General features: G+C 61.9%; 19 protein-coding genes. 6 read left to right on the forward strand and 13 right to left on the reverse strand.

What is annotated here, in order from left to right:
- Positions 1–11: 11 nt before the first annotated feature.
- Together KJJ24_RS03075 and KJJ24_RS03080 are read right to left on the reverse strand one after the other, a co-directional pair.
- A complete protein-coding gene (locus KJJ24_RS03075; protein WP_214340910.1) occupies positions 12–1,544 on the reverse strand; it encodes a carboxypeptidase M32 in 1,533 nt (510 codons plus the stop codon).
- The gene (locus KJJ24_RS03080) at positions 1,544–1,945 is read right to left on the reverse strand and encodes an OsmC family protein (protein WP_214340913.1); all 402 of its coding nucleotides are present in this window, start codon (positions 1,943–1,945) and stop codon (positions 1,544–1,546) included. The genes KJJ24_RS03075 and KJJ24_RS03080 overlap by 1 nt, the downstream gene beginning before the upstream one ends.
- Before the next feature lie 77 nt (positions 1,946–2,022).
- Between KJJ24_RS03080 and KJJ24_RS03085 the strand changes: the two genes are divergently transcribed.
- Positions 2,023–2,460 (forward strand): DUF2721 domain-containing protein, encoded by a 438-nt coding sequence (locus tag KJJ24_RS03085; protein ID WP_250544882.1) that lies wholly within the window; start codon positions 2,023–2,025, stop codon positions 2,458–2,460.
- On the opposite strand, the gene KJJ24_RS03090 is transcribed toward KJJ24_RS03085, so the two are convergent.
- Positions 2,434–2,868, reverse strand: a complete 435-nt coding sequence (locus KJJ24_RS03090; protein WP_214340915.1) for a thiol-disulfide oxidoreductase DCC family protein — start codon at positions 2,866–2,868, stop codon at positions 2,434–2,436. The genes KJJ24_RS03085 and KJJ24_RS03090 overlap by 27 nt on opposite strands.
- Before the next feature lie 77 nt (positions 2,869–2,945).
- Complete coding sequence (locus KJJ24_RS03095; protein ID WP_214340918.1) at positions 2,946–3,719, reverse strand: hypothetical protein; 774 nt, start codon at positions 3,717–3,719, stop codon at positions 2,946–2,948.
- A gap of 58 nt (positions 3,720–3,777) precedes the next feature.
- Here KJJ24_RS03095 and KJJ24_RS03100 point away from each other — a divergent pair, with 58 nt between their 5' ends.
- Genes KJJ24_RS03100 through KJJ24_RS03115 form a run of 4 tightly spaced genes read left to right on the forward strand, consistent with a single transcriptional unit; the run spans position 3,778 to position 5,508 of the window.
- Positions 3,778–4,260 (forward strand): secondary thiamine-phosphate synthase enzyme YjbQ, encoded by a 483-nt coding sequence (locus KJJ24_RS03100; RefSeq protein ID WP_371811767.1) that lies wholly within the window; start codon positions 3,778–3,780, stop codon positions 4,258–4,260.
- A gap of 8 nt (positions 4,261–4,268) precedes the next feature.
- On the forward strand, positions 4,269–4,547 hold the full coding sequence (locus KJJ24_RS03105; protein ID WP_214340934.1) for a cupin domain-containing protein: 279 nt from the start codon (positions 4,269–4,271) through the stop codon (positions 4,545–4,547).
- A 30-nt stretch (positions 4,548–4,577) separates the two neighbouring features.
- A complete protein-coding gene (locus KJJ24_RS03110; protein WP_214340936.1) occupies positions 4,578–4,865 on the forward strand; it encodes a 4a-hydroxytetrahydrobiopterin dehydratase in 288 nt (95 codons plus the stop codon).
- Complete coding sequence (locus KJJ24_RS03115; RefSeq protein ID WP_214340938.1) at positions 4,849–5,508, forward strand: GAP family protein; 660 nt, start codon at positions 4,849–4,851, stop codon at positions 5,506–5,508. Before KJJ24_RS03110 ends, KJJ24_RS03115 begins: the two co-directional genes overlap by 17 nt.
- Positions 5,509–5,563: 55 nt before the next feature.
- Here KJJ24_RS03115 and KJJ24_RS03120 read toward each other — a convergent pair whose 3' ends face one another.
- From KJJ24_RS03120 to KJJ24_RS03135, 4 genes are all read right to left on the reverse strand, one after another.
- On the reverse strand, positions 5,564–6,430 hold the full coding sequence (locus KJJ24_RS03120) for a mechanosensitive ion channel family protein (protein ID WP_250544883.1): 867 nt from the start codon (positions 6,428–6,430) through the stop codon (positions 5,564–5,566).
- A 32-nt stretch (positions 6,431–6,462) separates the two neighbouring features.
- The gene (gene clpB / locus KJJ24_RS03125) at positions 6,463–9,081 is read right to left on the reverse strand and encodes an ATP-dependent chaperone ClpB (RefSeq protein WP_214340945.1); all 2,619 of its coding nucleotides are present in this window, start codon (positions 9,079–9,081) and stop codon (positions 6,463–6,465) included.
- Positions 9,082–9,194: 113 nt separating this feature from the next.
- Positions 9,195–9,557 (reverse strand): hypothetical protein, encoded by a 363-nt coding sequence (locus KJJ24_RS03130; protein WP_214340948.1) that lies wholly within the window; start codon positions 9,555–9,557, stop codon positions 9,195–9,197.
- A gap of 156 nt (positions 9,558–9,713) precedes the next feature.
- Complete coding sequence (locus KJJ24_RS03135; RefSeq protein ID WP_250544884.1) at positions 9,714–10,115, reverse strand: hypothetical protein; 402 nt, start codon at positions 10,113–10,115, stop codon at positions 9,714–9,716.
- Between KJJ24_RS03135 and KJJ24_RS03140 the strand changes: the two genes are divergently transcribed.
- The gene (locus KJJ24_RS03140; RefSeq protein ID WP_214340951.1) at positions 10,100–10,312 is read left to right on the forward strand and encodes a hypothetical protein; all 213 of its coding nucleotides are present in this window, start codon (positions 10,100–10,102) and stop codon (positions 10,310–10,312) included. The two genes, KJJ24_RS03135 and KJJ24_RS03140, sit on opposite strands and share 16 nt — an antisense overlap.
- A 221-nt stretch (positions 10,313–10,533) precedes the next feature.
- Here the strand turns inward: KJJ24_RS03140 and petJ are convergent, their stop codons facing one another.
- From petJ to KJJ24_RS03165, 5 genes are all read right to left on the reverse strand, one after another.
- Positions 10,534–10,875: a cytochrome c6 PetJ gene (gene petJ / locus KJJ24_RS03145; RefSeq protein WP_214340953.1), complete on the reverse strand. Its 342-nt coding sequence runs from the start codon at positions 10,873–10,875 to the stop codon at positions 10,534–10,536.
- Between the two features lie 114 nt (positions 10,876–10,989).
- Positions 10,990–11,991, reverse strand: coding sequence for an NAD(P)-dependent oxidoreductase (locus KJJ24_RS03150; RefSeq protein ID WP_214340956.1), 1,002 nt, complete (start codon positions 11,989–11,991; stop codon positions 10,990–10,992).
- Complete coding sequence (hemE, locus tag KJJ24_RS03155; protein ID WP_214340959.1) at positions 11,988–13,046, reverse strand: uroporphyrinogen decarboxylase; 1,059 nt, start codon at positions 13,044–13,046, stop codon at positions 11,988–11,990. The genes KJJ24_RS03150 and hemE overlap by 4 nt, the downstream gene beginning before the upstream one ends.
- 89 nt (positions 13,047–13,135) lie before the next feature.
- On the reverse strand, positions 13,136–15,406 hold the full coding sequence (gene glgB, locus KJJ24_RS03160) for a 1,4-alpha-glucan branching protein GlgB (RefSeq protein ID WP_214343224.1): 2,271 nt from the start codon (positions 15,404–15,406) through the stop codon (positions 13,136–13,138).
- A 75-nt stretch (positions 15,407–15,481) separates the two neighbouring features.
- Positions 15,482–16,234: a DUF3887 domain-containing protein gene (locus tag KJJ24_RS03165; RefSeq protein WP_214340962.1), complete on the reverse strand. Its 753-nt coding sequence runs from the start codon at positions 16,232–16,234 to the stop codon at positions 15,482–15,484.
- Positions 16,235–16,236 lie beyond the last annotated feature (2 nt).

Genomic DNA, 16,236 nt, shown 5'->3' on the forward strand with positions numbered 1-16,236 from the left:
ACGGATGGCACTCAGCCCTCCAGCCGCTCCAGCTTCTGGCGCAGGTAACGACCAAAGGGCTCGGGGCTCAAGGGCTGGCCGCTCACGTGCTCCACCAGCTCAGCCGCGTTCACGCTGCGGCCCAACGGATAGACCCGCGTTTGAAGCCATTGGCCGAGCTCTGCATCGCGCCCGGCTTCTAGAAGCGATTCGATCGTCCCGAGTTCTTGCTCAAGCGTGTCACTCAGCTGGGCGCTGATTAGATGGCCCAGGGCATAGGAGGGGAAGTAACCAAACAGACCTTCGCTCCAGTGCACGTCTTGCAGGCAACCCTGTGCGTCGTTCGCGGGTTTCACGCCAAGCAGCTCCTGCATGCCGCGATTCCAGGCCTCAGGAAGCTCTGCCACCGGCATGCCCCCCTCCACCAGCGCCAGCTCGAGCTCGTAGCGCAGCAGCACGTGGAGGCCGTAGCTCACCTCATCGGCCTCCACCCGCGTGAGGCCGGCGCGGATTGGATTGAGATCACGCCAGAACGCCTGTGGGCTGCCCCACACATCGCGGCCCAGCGCTGCTGTGAAGCGCGGGTGCCAGCGCCGCGCCAGGGCCTGGCTGCGGCCGAGGCGATTTTCATAGAACAGGCTCTGGCTTTCATGCACGGCCATGGAGGTGGCTTCCCCGAGGGGCCAGGGGAACCAGTGCTCGCCGCTGCGGGGCAGACCCTGTTCATACAGGCTGTGGCCCCACTCATGGGCCGTCGCCAGAAAAGCGGAAAACGGCTGCCCCTCCACCACGCGGGTGGTGATGCGGAAGTCGTCGGGGCCGAGGGTGCATGAGAAGGGATGGGGAGAGAGAGCCCGCTGGCAGCGCTCTTGGTTGTAGCCCCAGTTCAGGAGCAAGTCGGTGCAGAGGGATTCCTGCTGGGCCTCGCTCAGGTCCCAGGCTTCGCTGCTGCCTGAGGGCAAGCTGCGGGCCCGCTCCAGCAGCGGCGGAAGCAGCTCCCGCAGAGGCAACAGCAGTGCCGTCAGCTGCTGTTTGCTGATGTCGGGCTCAAACGGTTGGGCCAGAATTTCCCAGGCACTGCGTGCGCGGCCATCGGCTTGGATTTCCACTGGTGCCAGCTGCTGGGCTTGTTCGAGCCGCAGCTCAATTAACCGCTGCAGCGATGGGGCAAATAGGCCGAAGTCGTTGCGTTGCTTGGCCTCTTGCCATCGGCTGTAGCCCTCCGCCTGAGCCTGGGCGATCGCTCCGACCAAGGCTGGCTCGAGTCGGCTCTGCCGCGCCAGCTCCCGTTTCAGTAGATGGAGGTTGTGGCGTTGTTCGGCGGGAGCCTGCGCCGGTAGTGCATGTTCCGCTGCAGCGAGGAGGTCTTGGTAGGCCGGATTTGTTTGCCGCTCATGCAGTTGCTGCGCCAGCAACGCCAGCTGTTCTCCGCGCCAGCCGGCGGCTGCCGATGGCATCGCTGTGTTTTGGTCGAAGTAGAGCGTGCTGTGAATCCCGCCGAGCAGCTGTGTGGTGTGCAGATGGGCGCGCAGTTGATCCCAGGCGGTGCAGAACGTGTCGCTCATCAGTTCCAAACCATCTCCATCGCCACGGCCCCCTCGAGGCTGCGCTTCACCGGGCACTGTTCCCCGGCGCGCTGCAGCACTGTGCGCTGTTGATCGCTCAGGTGAGCTGGCAGCTTCACCCACACCGTGAGCTTGGCGATCCGCCGAGGGGCTTCGCTTGTCATCGTTTTGTCAACACGGGCCTCGCAACCCTTGAGATCCCAGCCGTGCCGCTCGGCAACGATCCCCATGATCGTCAGGATGCAGGTGCCCAGCGCCGTGGCCACGAGATCAGTCGGCGAGAAGCGTTCACCTTGGCCCTGGTTATCGGTTGGAGCGTCGGTTTCCAGTTGCGTGCCGGAGGGGCCGTGGCTGGCTGTACAGCGCAACTGGCCCTGGTAACAGCTGTGGATGACGGTCATCGCCGGGGCTGCAGGTGGAGGCAGCTTGGCAGTTCCGGCCCGCTTCGCTTGAGTGAGCGGCAGGTGAAACGTTTGGTGTGACCCTGTTTTTTGTGATTGCCGCACCCCATCCGGGCGCGCCGGTGATGGGCCTGGCAAAAGCGATCCAACTGTCGGTGGCGCCGGTGTTTCTGCTAACGGCGATTGCTGGTCTGTTGGGTGTGATCAGCAATCGTTTAGCCCGGGTCTTGGATCGATCCAGGGATCCCCGTGGGCCCAGTTCGGACAGTCAGGAACTGATGCTGTTGCGCAAGCGTATGGGCCTGCTGTCACGAGCGATTGAATGCGTCAGTGTCACCGGCGTGCTGGTCTCGATGGTGGTCGCTGTGACGTTCATCAGCGCCATTGCTGTGCTCGATCTGGCCGCGATCGTGGTGCCGCTATTTGTCTTGGCCATGCTCACGCTGATGGCAGGCTTGTTGCTGCTGCTGCTCGACACCCGCGTGGCATCACAGATGTTGCGTCGGCTGTTCTGAACGGCAGCTGCAGAGTTGATCGAGGTTGGGCCGGCGGGTCAGAGGCAGGCGCCAGCGAGCCCAAAGTCCGTAGAGAAGATCGGCAACCTGCCGCAGCACAGGCCAACCGCTGGGTGCATACAGCCAACCCAAGCCGATCAAGGTATAAGCCGCTCTGAACACCTCCACATCACGCAGCACGTTGCCATCCGCCTGAATCGCATGAATGCGTCCCATGGCCTCTCGGTAGCTGATGTCGCCATGGCATCGGGGGTCGTAACTTTCGGCGTCGATATCCACGAATGCCAGAGCCGGACTGTTCGGGTGAAGGCGTTGATCCCGCTGCCGCAGGAAGGTCACTTCGCGCACACAAAGCGGGCATCCCCCGTCGTAGAGGAGCGTGAGCGCAGGCGGCTGGGGATTGTTCATGGCTGGCATCAGTCCAGCCTAGAGACGGCACAACAGCAAAAGCCCCGCCATGGCGGGGCTTGCGCGGGGCTGCAGATTCAGAGGCCGAGAACGCCACCGTCGCCCATCAGGTTGGGAGGGTTGATCACGTCTCGGTTGAAGAGATTCACCAGTTCGCCGCTATCAAAGCCTGAACCGGGTGAGGTGAAGACATCGACCAACGAGCCGATCGGATTCTCCTGCTGTGCCAATGCCTCGAGGGCGCCAGGGCTGACCTCGGCTTCTTGGATGAGCGATACACGACCAGGATTAACAAGGAGGTCCTGGCTGTTGAAGACACCATCGCCATTGGCATCCAGCAGGCTGATCCACTCACGAAAGGCTGTGCTGCCCGTGCCACCACCGGTTAGACCGTCGTCTTCGTTGCCTGCTGGCGTCCGCTCGTTGTCCAAGGACAGGTCATGGTCAACCACTTGGAAACGGCCTTTCTTTTTGCTGACCTTGATCTTGACGCGGTCGCCGGGGGTGAAGTCATAGTCCTTGCCCTGGTAGCTGAAGCTGGCGTCTAGGCCATCGCCCTGGATGTCTTCGACATTGAGCCAGCCTTTCACTTTCTTACCGCGGGCACGAAAGTTGGATTCGAAGCTGCCATCACCATCAACTGTGCCGTTCAGGCTGATCTCTTTTTTGGCTCCTTTGCCTTTGGAGAAGCCTTCAAATGACCAGCCAATGCCGGTGAGGGTGTCAACGTTGCCGAGATCGCCAGAGAAACCAAAGCGTGCCATTGTTTTGAGTGGGTGTGTGGTTGAGGAGGCTGTTTTGCCTCCGATGCACATACCTTCGCCCGGTTCTTTGTCGCAGCCGTTGATCACAGACAAGTTCCGCTGTGATCTTGCTCACAGGTTTGGCGGAGCTGAGAAGCGTCCTAGCTTGCAGAACATTGCGCCCAGCACGCTTCCCTTGATGCGTCAGCACCTCAGCCGCCTTGCCGTGCCGACCAGCGGTGAGGGCTTCACTGATCTCACAGCGGCACTCAATAGAGAGATTGCGTCGAGCGGCTTGCAGCAGGGCATCGCCCAGCTGGTGGTGCTGCACACCAGTTGCTCGCTCACGGTGAATGAGAACGCCGATCCGCGTGTGCTGCGCGATCTCACCACCTATTTGCGTGCGCTGGTGCCTCAGGAGGGGGTGCGCTCCCTCAGTGGCGAGGGTGGTTTGCAGCGCTACGCCCATGACGACGAAGGCCCTGACGACATGCCAGCCCACATCCGCACGGCCCTCACCACCACAAGCCTGGGCCTGTCATTTGAGCGGGGCCGCCTGCTTCTGGGTACGTGGCAAGCCGTGTATTTGTGGGAGCACAGGGCTCGCGCCCATCAGCGCCAGCTCAGCCTGCACCTCATCGGTGAGTGACCTCCGCCATGGCTGAACCCATTGCTGTGACCCACAGCCCCTCTGCTGCTCAGTTGCGACAACTGGGAGTGGCTGATTGGCCGATCTGGACCTGTGGCGTGAGCACGTTCCCTTGGCGTTACGACGAGCGGGAGACCTGCTTGCTCTTGGAGGGCGACGTCATCGTGACTCCGGATCGAGGTGAACCGGTGCGCTTTGGTGCGGGAGATCTGGTGGTGTTTGCAGCGGGCTTGAGTTGCAACTGGGACGTACAGGCTCCAGTACGCAAGCACTATCGCTTCGGTTGAGCCAGGCTGGGATCCCTGTCCTGCAGACCGATGGCTGCTGTTCCGCTCTCCGCCGATCAGATCGAAGCCCTGCCCCAAGAGCTCCCGCGTTGGAGCTTGGTAGGAGGCAAGTTGAGGCGTGATCTCCGCTTCGCCAATTTCGTGGAGGCGTTCGGCTTCATTAGCCAGGTGGCGCTTGTCGCTGAAGCGATGGGCCATCATCCGGAGTGGAGCAATGTGTGGAATCGCGTGGTGATTGAGCTCACCACGCACGACACCGGCGGCCTCTCCGACCTCGATGTTCAGTTGGCCCAGCGAATAGATGCTCTCGTCGGCTGAAATCGGTCTCTACGGCCGCCTGCTACCCCTCGCCATCGGTGCTGCAATCAGCCCGATGGTGCTCGTGTTTCAGCTTCTCAACCTGACCAGCTCACGCCGGGCCCTAACTCGCAGCGTTGCCTTCCTTGTGGGTTGCACGGCGGTGGTGTGGCTGTGGTTGCTCTGTGCGGGGTGGATCTCAAGCTTGTTACCACCGGCTGATGCTGGTCCCGATCCCACGGCCGCTGCGTTTGATGCGGTGTTCGCGCTGCTATTGGTGGGCTTGGCGGTGCGCATCTTGAGCCAAACACCACCGTCAACCCCAAGACCAGCCCCACCCGGTTTGTGGACCCCCGCGCTCGGCGGCCTGGTGTTGATGGGGTGCAATCTCACCTCACTCGTGTTGTTTCTGCCGGCGATTCAAGACATCACGCGTGCTGGTTTGCAGGGCACCGCTTGGTGGTATCCGGCCCTGGCTTTGGTCGTGATCACGCTGCTGCCGGCATGGCTGCCACCGCTTGTGGTGCTGTTGCTGGGGCATCGAGGGCGTGCATGGCTGCAACGTCTCTCGGTATGGGTGGTGCCACGCCAGCGGCTCATTAACGCTGGCGTATCCATCCTCTTGGCCATCGTGCTGGGTTTCAGAGCTGTGATGAGAGCTTGAGGCTGGATCGTTCGTCCCAAACTAGATTGCTTGATCCGTGCGATTTTCAGCCCCCTCAATCAGCCTGAAAATCCACATGCATTGGATCTGGATGAACAAGCTGCAAGGTGGCTGACCCCAGTGCTACAGCACCTTGGCTTGTTGCAAATGCATCGATCACCCGGGTTGACAACCGATCTCGGGTGCTGCGTCTCTGTTTGTAATCAACCAGGTAGCGCAATGTGAATTCCAACCAGTTGTCGGTGATCACCAAGGTCACCGCTGGATCTAGCCTGGCGTTCTCGAGGCGATAGCGCTGCACCATGTGTTGCCAGGCCTGGCGTGAATCGTGCACCACTGTTTCGGAACACACCTCCTGTAGGACCAGCTCCAGCAATGCTCGTGCCTGCTGGTGGTCACTGCCATGTTGTACTGGGATGCGGATTTCATCCCAGAGGAAGGGGAAGTCGTGGGAGTAGTTGAAAACTGGCTCTTTGAATACAAAGCTATTGGCAATCCGTACCACGCGACCGGTGTAGAGATCGGAGGCCACCCATTCCCCCAGTTCCATTAACGTGGTGCGCAGGATCCCGATGTCGATCACGTCACCACGGATGCCGCCGAGCTGCACGCGATCGCCAGGGGCGTAGAAGGTGCCGAAGGAGATCGCAATCCAGCCAGCGATGCTGGCGATCACCTCCTGTAGGGCGAAGGCGATCCCTGCACTGGCTACCCCGATCCCCACAGCGAGCCCGCCGAGGCGATCGCGGAACACCACCGCTACCAGCAGCACACAGGCGAACCAACCACCGATGGTTACCAGCTTGCGGGCGTAGTAGCGCGTGTCCGGATCGGGCAACCGCTGCACCAGGCTGTTCTGAATCAGCTTCACCACGAGCACAATCGCCGTGGCACCTGCCACTGCCGCCAGTGATCGGCTCACTAGCGGCAGCTGCCACCATGCTGAGTCAGCGTTCACACCAGCACGGGGAGTTTGCTGGGATCGACTTGTTGGAAGCGCAGCTGCTCGCCGGCCACATCAACGGCCACCGTATGGCCAGCCGTGAACTGTCCGCCAAGGATGCCTTTGGCGATCGCCGTCTCCAATTCACGCTGGATAGCGCGCTTGAGCGGCCGGGCGCCATACACCGGGTCGTAGCCGACACCGGCGAGCCAATCGAGGGCATCGGCGTTGAGCTGAAGGCCCAGCTTCTTGTCTTCCAGGCGCTTGGCCAGGCGCTCCACCTGCAGTTCCACGATCTGCCGCAGCTCCTCTTGTTGGAGGCTGTGGAAGATGATCGTTTCGTCGAGCCGGTTGAGGAACTCTGGGCGGAAATGGCCGCGTAGGGCTTCATTCACCCGCGCTTCCATCTCGCTGTGGCGCTCGGGATCGCCAGCGAGATCGAGGATCGACTGGCTGCCGATGTTGCTGGTGAGAATCAGCACGGTGTTGGTGAAATCCACCGTGCGGCCCTGTCCATCGGTGACGCGGCCGTCATCGAGGATCTGCAGCATCACGTTGAACACATCGGGGTGGGCCTTCTCCACCTCGTCGAACAGGATCACCGCATAGGGCCGGCGCCTTACGGCTTCGGTGAGCTGGCCGCCTTCTTCATACCCCACGTAGCCAGGAGGAGCGCCGATCAGGCGGCTCACGGCGTGCTTCTCCATGTATTCGCTCATATCGATGCGCACCATCGACTCGTCGCTGTCGAACAGCTGTGAGGCCAGGGCCTTGGAGAGCTCGGTTTTACCGACACCCGTGGGGCCCAGGAACAGGAAGCTGGCAATCGGGCGATTGGGATCGCTCAGCCCGGCTCGTGAGCGTTGGATCGCATCCGCCACAGCGGTCACGGCCTGGGCCTGACCGATCACACGGGTGTGTAGTTCGTCTTCGAGGTGCAGCAGTTTCTGCATTTCGCTTTGTACCAGCTTGGCCACGGGGATACCGGTCCACTTGGCGATCACCTCGGCGATGTCGTCTTCGGTGACTTCCTCGCGCAGCAGCGATTTATCGCTGCCGCCGGCGCTGAGCTCCTCCTCCTTGGTGGTGAGTTTTTTGTGCAGTCCAGCCAGGGTGCCGTACTCCAGCTCTGCGGCCTTGTTGAGGTCGTAGCTGCGCTTGGCCTGCTCGATCTGCAGTTGCACCTGCTCGATCTCTTCTTTGATCGCGCCAAGCTCATCGATTGAGCCCTTTTCCTTCTGCCACTGGGCGTTGAGGGTGCTCTGCTGCTCGCTCAGATCGGCCAGCTCCTTCTCCAGGCGCTCGAGCCGGTCTTTGCTGGCGGCATCGGATTCACGGCCCAGCGACAGCTTCTCCATCTCCAGCTGCAGGATGCGGCGATCGAGTTCGTCGATCTGCTCGGGTTTAGAGGTGATCTCCATCTTCAGGCGCGCGGCCGATTCATCCACCAGATCGATTGCCTTATCGGGGAGGAAGCGATCGGCGATGTAGCGGCTGCTGAGCACCGCTGCCGCTACGAGGGCGTTGTCGGCGATGCGCACGCCGTGGTGCACTTCGTAGCGCTCCTTCAGGCCCCGCAGGATCGAGATCGTGTCTTCCACCGTGGGCTGATCCACAAACACCTGCTGGAAGCGGCGCTCCAGAGCTGGATCCTTCTCGATGTGCTGGCGGTGCTCATCAAGCGTGGTGGCGCCGATGCAGCGCAGTTCGCCGCGGGCCAGCATCGGCTTGAGCAGGTTGCTGGCATCCATGGCGCCGCCGGTGGCACCGGCACCAACCACGGTGTGGATTTCGTCGATGAACAGCACGATCTGGCCTTCGGAGGCGGTGACCTCCTTGAGCACAGCCTTGAGCCGCTCCTCGAACTCGCCGCGATATTTCGCGCCAGCAATCAGGGCTCCCATGTCGAGGGCGATGAGCTGACGGTTCTGCAACGCCTGCGGCACGTCGCCGTTCACGATCCGCTGGGCGAGCCCCTCGACGATGGCGGTTTTGCCGACGCCGGGCTCACCGATCAGCACAGGGTTGTTCTTGGTGCGGCGGCTGAGGATCTGGATGGTGCGGCGGATTTCTTCGTCGCGGCCGATCACCGGATCGAGCTTGCCGTCTTTGGCGGCCTGGGTGAGGTCACGCCCGTATTTCTCAAGCGACTCGTAGGTGCCTTCGGGGTTCTGGTCAGTCACGGTCTGGGATCCACGGATCGCCTGCACGGCGTCTTTGAGCTTGGCGACATCGGTGCCCGCCTGCGAGAGCAGTTGTTTGCCGCAGCGATCATCGATGGCGAGCGCCAGCAGCAGATGCTCTATCGCGATGTAGCTATCGCTGTAGGAGTTCTTGAGCTGTTCAGCCTGTTCGAGCACGGCGTTCAGCCCTTTGCCCAGATACACGTTGTCTGGGGGCGCGCTCAGGCTGGGTTGGGTGGCGATGTAGGCCTCAACCCGCTGGTTGAGGATCCCGAGATCGACGCCCGCTTTCTCGAGGATGCGACCAGCTAGGCCCTCTTGACTGAGCAGCGCAGCGAACAGATGCTCGCTTTCCATCTGTTGTTGGCGGCGCTGCTGCGTCAGCTGCTGAGCTGCCACGATGGCGCTCCAGGCTTTTTCTGTGAACAGCTCGGCGGTGGGATGCATAGAGACCTCCCTCACTGGGTGGGATGTCAGAACCGTATGGCCGCCGTCCGCTGTTGGAGTAGAGGAGAACCGAATCGTTTGATTCGGCCCTCCTCCCTAGGGGCGGTTAACCGTCAGCGAGGGGCGCCGTTGTAAACGACGCTCGTGATGGTGCGGCCGTCAGGCGAGACCTGCACTTCGGTTTCGGTGGTGGGAGTCATGCCGTCTGTCTGCCAGCCGGGCTTGCCACCCATGAAGCGGAAGGTGAAGCCTTGGTTGTTGTTCTGGATCAGGCAGGAGCCGCCGCCATCACTGGTGTTGAACATGCAAGCAGCGGGGCGGTACACGGTGAGGCCGCCGTTGTTGTTCACGGCCCAGTTGCGTGCCGAGTTCACGGCGCGCACATTTGAGTCGCTCACCTGGGCCAGTGCGGCACCGGCGCTGAGAACGGCGGTGGCTGCAGCCACCAGGGACAGACGCAGAGTTTTGATGGCCATGAAGGCAGGCTCAAAGCATCAACATTTTGCTTGATTGCTGCAGCCTTCGTAACGTTGCGTCAGAAACCATTGATGCTCGCTATTGAATTGCAAGCTTATTTGCGCTAACGATGCATCGCTTCTCGCCTTCGTCTGGCCTCAAGCTGTTGCTGCCCCTCAGCCTCCGCTGCTTTGAGGCAGAGCAACCGTGCCGCCGCTCTGCCCGCACAAGCGGCTGGGGCAGCCATCGGGGCCATAAACGGCGTCGTTGGGGGACAGGCAGCCCAGCTTGTTTTTGGCGGCCACCTCGGAAGGCGGTAAGCGCATCGGTTGGATGTCGCCAACCGAAACGATGGCCGGGCAGCTGCTGGCCGGTAGAACAGGAGTGCCCGGCTTGAACACGGCCGGCGTGCCGCCGCCGCGAATTTGAAGCAGGGCTGGATTCTCGGAACTGGGCTGCGCTAGGGCCGCACCGCTGCACAAGGCCAGTGGCACGAGCAGACGACCCAGGTGCTCCGTCGCGATCGGCATGATGGCGCTGCAGTGCTCCACCAGTTTGGCGAATGGTTGAGGAATCACGCTCAGAGCTGTTGAAACGGTTGGCACAGGAGTCGTTCGCTTTTGATGGCACCGCCAGCGACCCAGAACGCAACTGTTGGCTGGTGGTGCATCGCTACGCCCACGGCGTCTTGCCGAGCGAATACGACATTCGAGACATTGATGAGGCCCTCTACTTGGAGGTGTTGGCCGAACGCCGCTCCCTCTCGGAGGATTGAGGCATTGCCGGAATCACTGGCAAGGCTGATTGCCGCAGGAAACGCAGGATGGCTGCCTCCTGCTGTTGCCGGCTGACTTGCGCTGGAGAGAGCTTCATTGCCGATCGCCGATCGCCATCACCATGGCGCTGGTTGACGCAGCAGGCAACAGAGAGCAGACATCAAAAAGCCGCCCCGATGGGGCGGCCTGAGGGGTGAAACCGGATTCGGTTGGGCGTGGATCAGGCCCAGCCCTTTTGGCTCATGGACTCCACATAGGCAGCCACATCGGCGATGTCGTCGGCGCTCAGCTTGCCGCCGAAAGCAGGCATAGCGTTCTTGCCGTTGGTCACCTGGTACTGAATGGCCTCTTCGTGGCCAGCGCTGTAGTTGGCCAGGTAGGCCTCCAGGGCATCTTTTTTGAGGGTGCGCTCAGCGTTCACCACGTTGCCGCCGCCCATGTGGCAAGCAGCGCAGTTGGCGGAGAACACCTGAGCACCGTGATCGGCGTCAGCGGCGAAACTGGGGGAAGCACCCAGCACCAGCGCCAGGCAAAGGGCAATGACAGAGAGAAGACGGCGCATCGGAGCTCGTGCAACCCGGCCAAATTAGAAGGCCACTGTTCCCAATGTGAGGGTTGCTGCAGAGGTTCGCAACATTTGAAACGTCCGCTGCTATCAGGGTTGCTAGAGGGGCATTTAACCCCGATGCGGTAGTCCGGCGTCTTCAAACACCGCCTTAAGCGTTGGAGCATGGCTCACGAGGCCGAAACGCTCCGGCGGACTGATCGGCTCATGCACGAAATGGCGCTGGCGGATCGAGAAGCGATCCCAGGCGTTCACCTCAATCCGAAGCAGCTTGATCAGGCCTTCAATCAGCCATCCCTGCAGGTCGATGCCCACAGGCGGTAGCCAGCTGCGGCGCCAGCGGCACAGTTGCTTCACGGTGTCGTTCACTGTGACCGAAGGCTGACCCAGCACCAGGCGCCGTACGGCTCCTTTCTGGCCAACCTCTGGATTGCTCTGGTGTGGGTTGGTGGCCAGGTGCACGCATACCCGGGCGATGTCGGCGGCGTGAATGAAGTGGAAGGAGGCATCGGCACGCAACCATTTCGCCAGCCACAGCCAACGTGTGCCTTCCTTGAGGCCTGCCGTGAGATAGCTGGTGGGAAAGGGCCCGCTGCTGTCCACCCGCCCTCCAAACACCAGCGTGGGGAACACCGCCACGATCCTCTGAGCCAGAGGGTGCTGCTCCAATTGTTGCAAGCACAAGGCCTTGGTCTGGATGTATTCGGTGCCGTAGGCCATGGCCTCTGGCAGCAGCTCCAGATCACGGTTGAGGATGCTGGCAGTGGAGAAATACACCACCTGCTCCAACACAGACGGATCGGCAGCCGCCAGCATCTGCTTGACCGCCACCACGTTCACCTGTTGAGCCCGTTCTGGATCTCCCCAGGCTGTGGCCGTGTGGATAATCCGAGTGGCAGAGGCAATAGCGGCACGGTGGGGCTCTGGATCGCGCAGGTCGCCCACCAGCAGAGTGATGCGGGGGTGATCGGCTGGCACCGCTGTGAGCTTCGATGCATCCCGCAGCCAGAGCAGCAGCTGGGCATCCGTTTCACGGAGCAACAATGCTGCGATGTGCTGACCGACGCAGCCTGAGGCGCCGGTAATCAGGATTCGGGCAGGCGTTGCGCTCAAGCGGTCGCTCCGATGCGCTCCATCACGCTCTTACCGGCCTCGAAGAAGAACTGGCCGTTCTCTTCCGGTGTGCCGGGCAGGATGCCGTGACCGAGGTTGAGGATGTGCTTGCGGCCGCGGGCCTTGCGCACAGTGTCGTCGATCCGCTCCTGGATGGCCTTGGGGGTGCCAAACAGCAAGCCGGGATCCACGTTCCCCTGCACACCCACGTGCTCGGGGAGGCGGGCCAGGCCTTCGGCCATGTCCACGGTCCAGTCGAGCGACACAATGTCGACACCGGTGCGCGCCATCCGCTCAAGCACGCCGGCACTGCCGGAGATGTAGAGGATGAAGGGGGTATCGGGGTGGGTTTGTTTCACCAGATCCACCACCTTCTTCTGATAAGGAGCGGCGAAGGTGTCGTAGTCGGCCGGGCTGAGCTGACCTGCCCAGGAATCAAACATTTGCACCACCTGGGCACCGGAATCGATCTGGTAGCGCAGATAAGCCGCGATTGATTCGGCGAAGTGATCGAGCAGCTTGTGCAGCAGGTCGGGCTCACGGAAGGCCATGGCCTTGATCACCGCATAGTTCTTGCTGCTCTTGCCCTCCACCACGTAGGCGGCGAGGGTCCAGGGGGCACCCACGAAGCCGAGTACGGCAGCTTGATTGCCCACGGCGCTACGCAGGCGGGTAAGCACCTCACCCACAAACGGCATGGTCTCGGCGGGATTGAGAGGGCGCAGGGCGTCCACTTGGGCTAACGAGCGAATCGGGTCGTGAATCAGAGGGCCCTTGCTCTCCACGATGTCGAAATTGATGCCCATCCCGGGCAGGGGCGTGAGAATGTCGGAGAAGAGGATCACGCCATCGGGCTTGAAGGCCTCGAAGGGCTGCATCGAGATCTCAAAGGAGAGATCGGGGTTCTCCGAACGTTCGCGGAAGCCGGGGTGGCGGTCCCGCAGGTCGCGGTAAACCTTCATGTAGCGACCGGCCTGGCGCATCATCCACACCGGCGGCCGCTCCACCTGCTCACCTCGGGCGGCGCGCAGCAGCAGGGGGGCGGTTTCGGTCATGGGCGAGGGGGACGCGAAGCGAGAACCTACCCGAAGGCAGTCCCGTTGCCGGCCTGCCGACGGCAGGGTTCTGCCGCTTCGTCACACACCTAAGAAGTTGCGCCTGCCTCCAGCTCCTGGCTGCGCTGTTCATCGCGCTGGAACACGAGCACGGAGAGAGGCGGTAGGCAGAGATCGAGGGAATGCTCGTAGCCGTGAATACCCCACTGATCGGTGAACTTCCCGCCCAGGTTGCCCAGGTTGCTGCCGCCGTAGCGCTCTGCATCGGTGTTGAACACCTCGCTGTAAAAGCCACTGGTGGGCACACCGATGCGGTAGTGGGAGTGGCTCTGAGGTGTGAAGTTGGCTACCACCACCAGCCAGCGCCCAGTAGTGCTCTCCCGGCGCATAAAACTGATCACGGAGTGGCGGTTGTCGTTGCAGTCAATCCACTGGAAGCCGTACTCGCTGAAGTCGTCGCCCCAGAGCGCCCGCTCAGATTTATAGAAGCTGTTGAGGTCGTCCACCAGCCGCTGCAGCCCCAGGTGGGGTTCGTGTTGCAGCAGCTCCCATTCCAGATCTCCCCACACGTTCCATTCGCCCCGCTGACCGAATTCCATCCCCATGAAGATGGTTTTCTTGCCGGGGTGGGTCCACATGTAGGCGAGAAGCGCTCGCACGTTGGCGAACTTTTGCCAGTCGTCACCTGGCATTTTGTGCAGCAGGTTGCTCTTGCCGTGCACCACCTCGTCGTGGCTGAGGGCAAGCATGAAGTTCTCGGTGTAGGCGTACCAGATCGAGAACGTCACATTGTTCTGATGGAACTGGCGGAACCACGGATCGAGCTCGAAGTAATCGAGCATGTCGTGCATCCAGCCCATGTTCCATTTGAGGTTGAAGCCCAAACCGCCCATGTCGGTGGGCTTGGTCACCATCGGCCATGTGGTGGATTCCTCCGCAATCGAGAGGGCACCGGGGAAGTGCTGGAACAGCACGTGATTGGCCTGCTGCAGGAATTGCACCGCTTCGGTGTTCTCGCGGCCGCCGTGCTCATTCGGAATCCACTCGCCGTCGGGGCGCAGGTAGTCGCGGTAGAGCATTGAGGCCACCGCATCCACCCGGATGCCATCGATGTGAAACTGTTCAAACCAATACACCAGGTTCGCCACGAGGAAGTTGCGAACCTCATTGCGGCTGTAGTTGAAGATCAGCGTGCCCCATTCCTTGTGCTCGCCGATGCGTGGATCGGCGTGCTCGTAGAGATGGGCGCCATCGAAAAACGCCAGACCGTGGGCGTCCTTGGGGAAGTGACCAGGCACCCAGTCGAGGATCACGCCGATGCCCTCGGCATGGCAGCGATCAACGAACGCTCGGAATTCATCCGGGCTGCCGAAGCGGCTGGTGGGGGCATACCAGCCGGTCACCTGATAGCCCCAGGAGCCATCAAAGGGATGCTCCGAAAGGGGCATCAGCTCGATGTGCGTGAAACCACGCGCTTTCACATAGGGGATCACCCTGTCCGCCAGCTCGGGGTAGGTGAGCAGGCGGGCGCCGGGTTTGAGATCAGCGGCTGGTACTGGCGGGCGTGGTGTGCCGTCGGCCTCGATGTAGGGCTGATCAGCGCCGCCATGCATCCAGCTGCCCAGGTGCATTTCGTAGACCGCGATCGGTTGATCGAGGGGATTCCGGCTGTCGCGCTGCTGAATCCAGGCGCCATCGCACCAGCTGTAGCCCTCGAGCGTTTCCACAATCGAGCCGTTGTTGGGCCGCACTTCGTGGCGGAAGCCATAGGGGTCGGCTTTCTGGTAGCAGTGACCTGCCTGGGTGCGGATCTCGTATTTGTAGATCTCGCCAGGCTTGAGACCTGGGATGAATAGCTCCCAGCCGCCGCCGAGGCGGGCTTGCATCGGGTGATGGCGCCCGTCCCAGTTGTTGAAGTTGCCCAGCACAGACACACTGCGGGCGTTGGGGGCCCATAGGCAGAACATCACACCCGCCACGCCGTTGCGGGTGGTCACATGGGCGCCCATGCGCTGCCAGATGTGGTGGTGGTTGCCTTCGGCAAAGAGATGGCGATCCATCTCGCCCATCCACTCCTCACGGAAGGCCCAGGGATCGTGGGCGATGTGCTCGATGCCGCCGCGCAGCACGCGCACTTGATAGCCACTGCCCGGGTCGTTGGGCAGCTCTGCCTCAAAGATCCAGGGGTGATGCGGTGTGGCCATGGGTACGGCTACACCGCCGTTCATCAGCTCAACGCGTTCGGCTTCCGGCATCCAGACGCGCACCACCCAGCTGCCGTTGTCGAGCGGCTGGGGGCCGAGCACCGCAAAGGGGTGATCATGCCGGCACTCCGCCAGGCGCTGGGCATCGTCCACCATCCAGTCGAGCTGAGCCAGCACAGGCTTGATTGCAAGAGCGTGGCTGGGAGCTTAAGGCTGTTTTTCGCTGGCGGATCAGCGAGGACCTGCCGGGTTTTCCGGGAAATCAATCCCTGTGATCTGGTTCTCACCATTGAGGATCACGTAGAGGTTGTCGCTGAGGCGGTTGAACTGCACGTTGACGAGGATCAGGCGCGTATCAGGGGTGCTTTCGGCCTCAACCGCACGGCCTACCTTCACGAAGCTTCCGGTGAGTCGCTGCAGACCCAGCCATCGGGCCTGGATCACTGCAGGGGTCAGCTCCTCTTGCACAGAGGGAGCGAGGAAGCTCTGGGCGGTGATGAAATTACCGGTGCTAACGGCTCGCACGAACTGCAGCGCCACTTTGCTGTCGTCATCGTCGGCGCGATCCACGTAGTAACGATCGATCAGTCCCTCAGGGCTGATCACCATGAACACCACGCGGTTGCCTGCTTTCGTCTTCAGCTCGGCTTCCACGGTGCTGCTCTCGAGGCCGCTGCGCACGCTCAGCAACTCGTAGCCGAGCACTTGTGGTTGCGTGCGCATCGTGGCCGCAATCATTGACGGGCTGGTGACCGCCTGCAGCGCAGGCGAGAACTGTGCGTAGCGGGCTTTGGCATTGCCGCTTTTCACGGCGTTGAGGATGCGGATGGCGGCGGCACGGGCCTGCTCCACGGAAAGGCCGCTGCCGCTGCTTTGAGCTGCCGATGGTGTGCCCTGCGCCAGAGCGGCAGGGGGAACGGAGACGGCACCTAGCACGGTTGCGGCGACCAGGGCGGAGAGAGCAGGGCGCAGCAGGCGCAACATCG

The sequence above is a fragment of the Synechococcus sp. LA31 genome (assembly GCF_018502385.1).
Taxonomy (GTDB): Bacteria; Cyanobacteriota; Cyanobacteriia; order PCC-6307; family Cyanobiaceae; genus Vulcanococcus.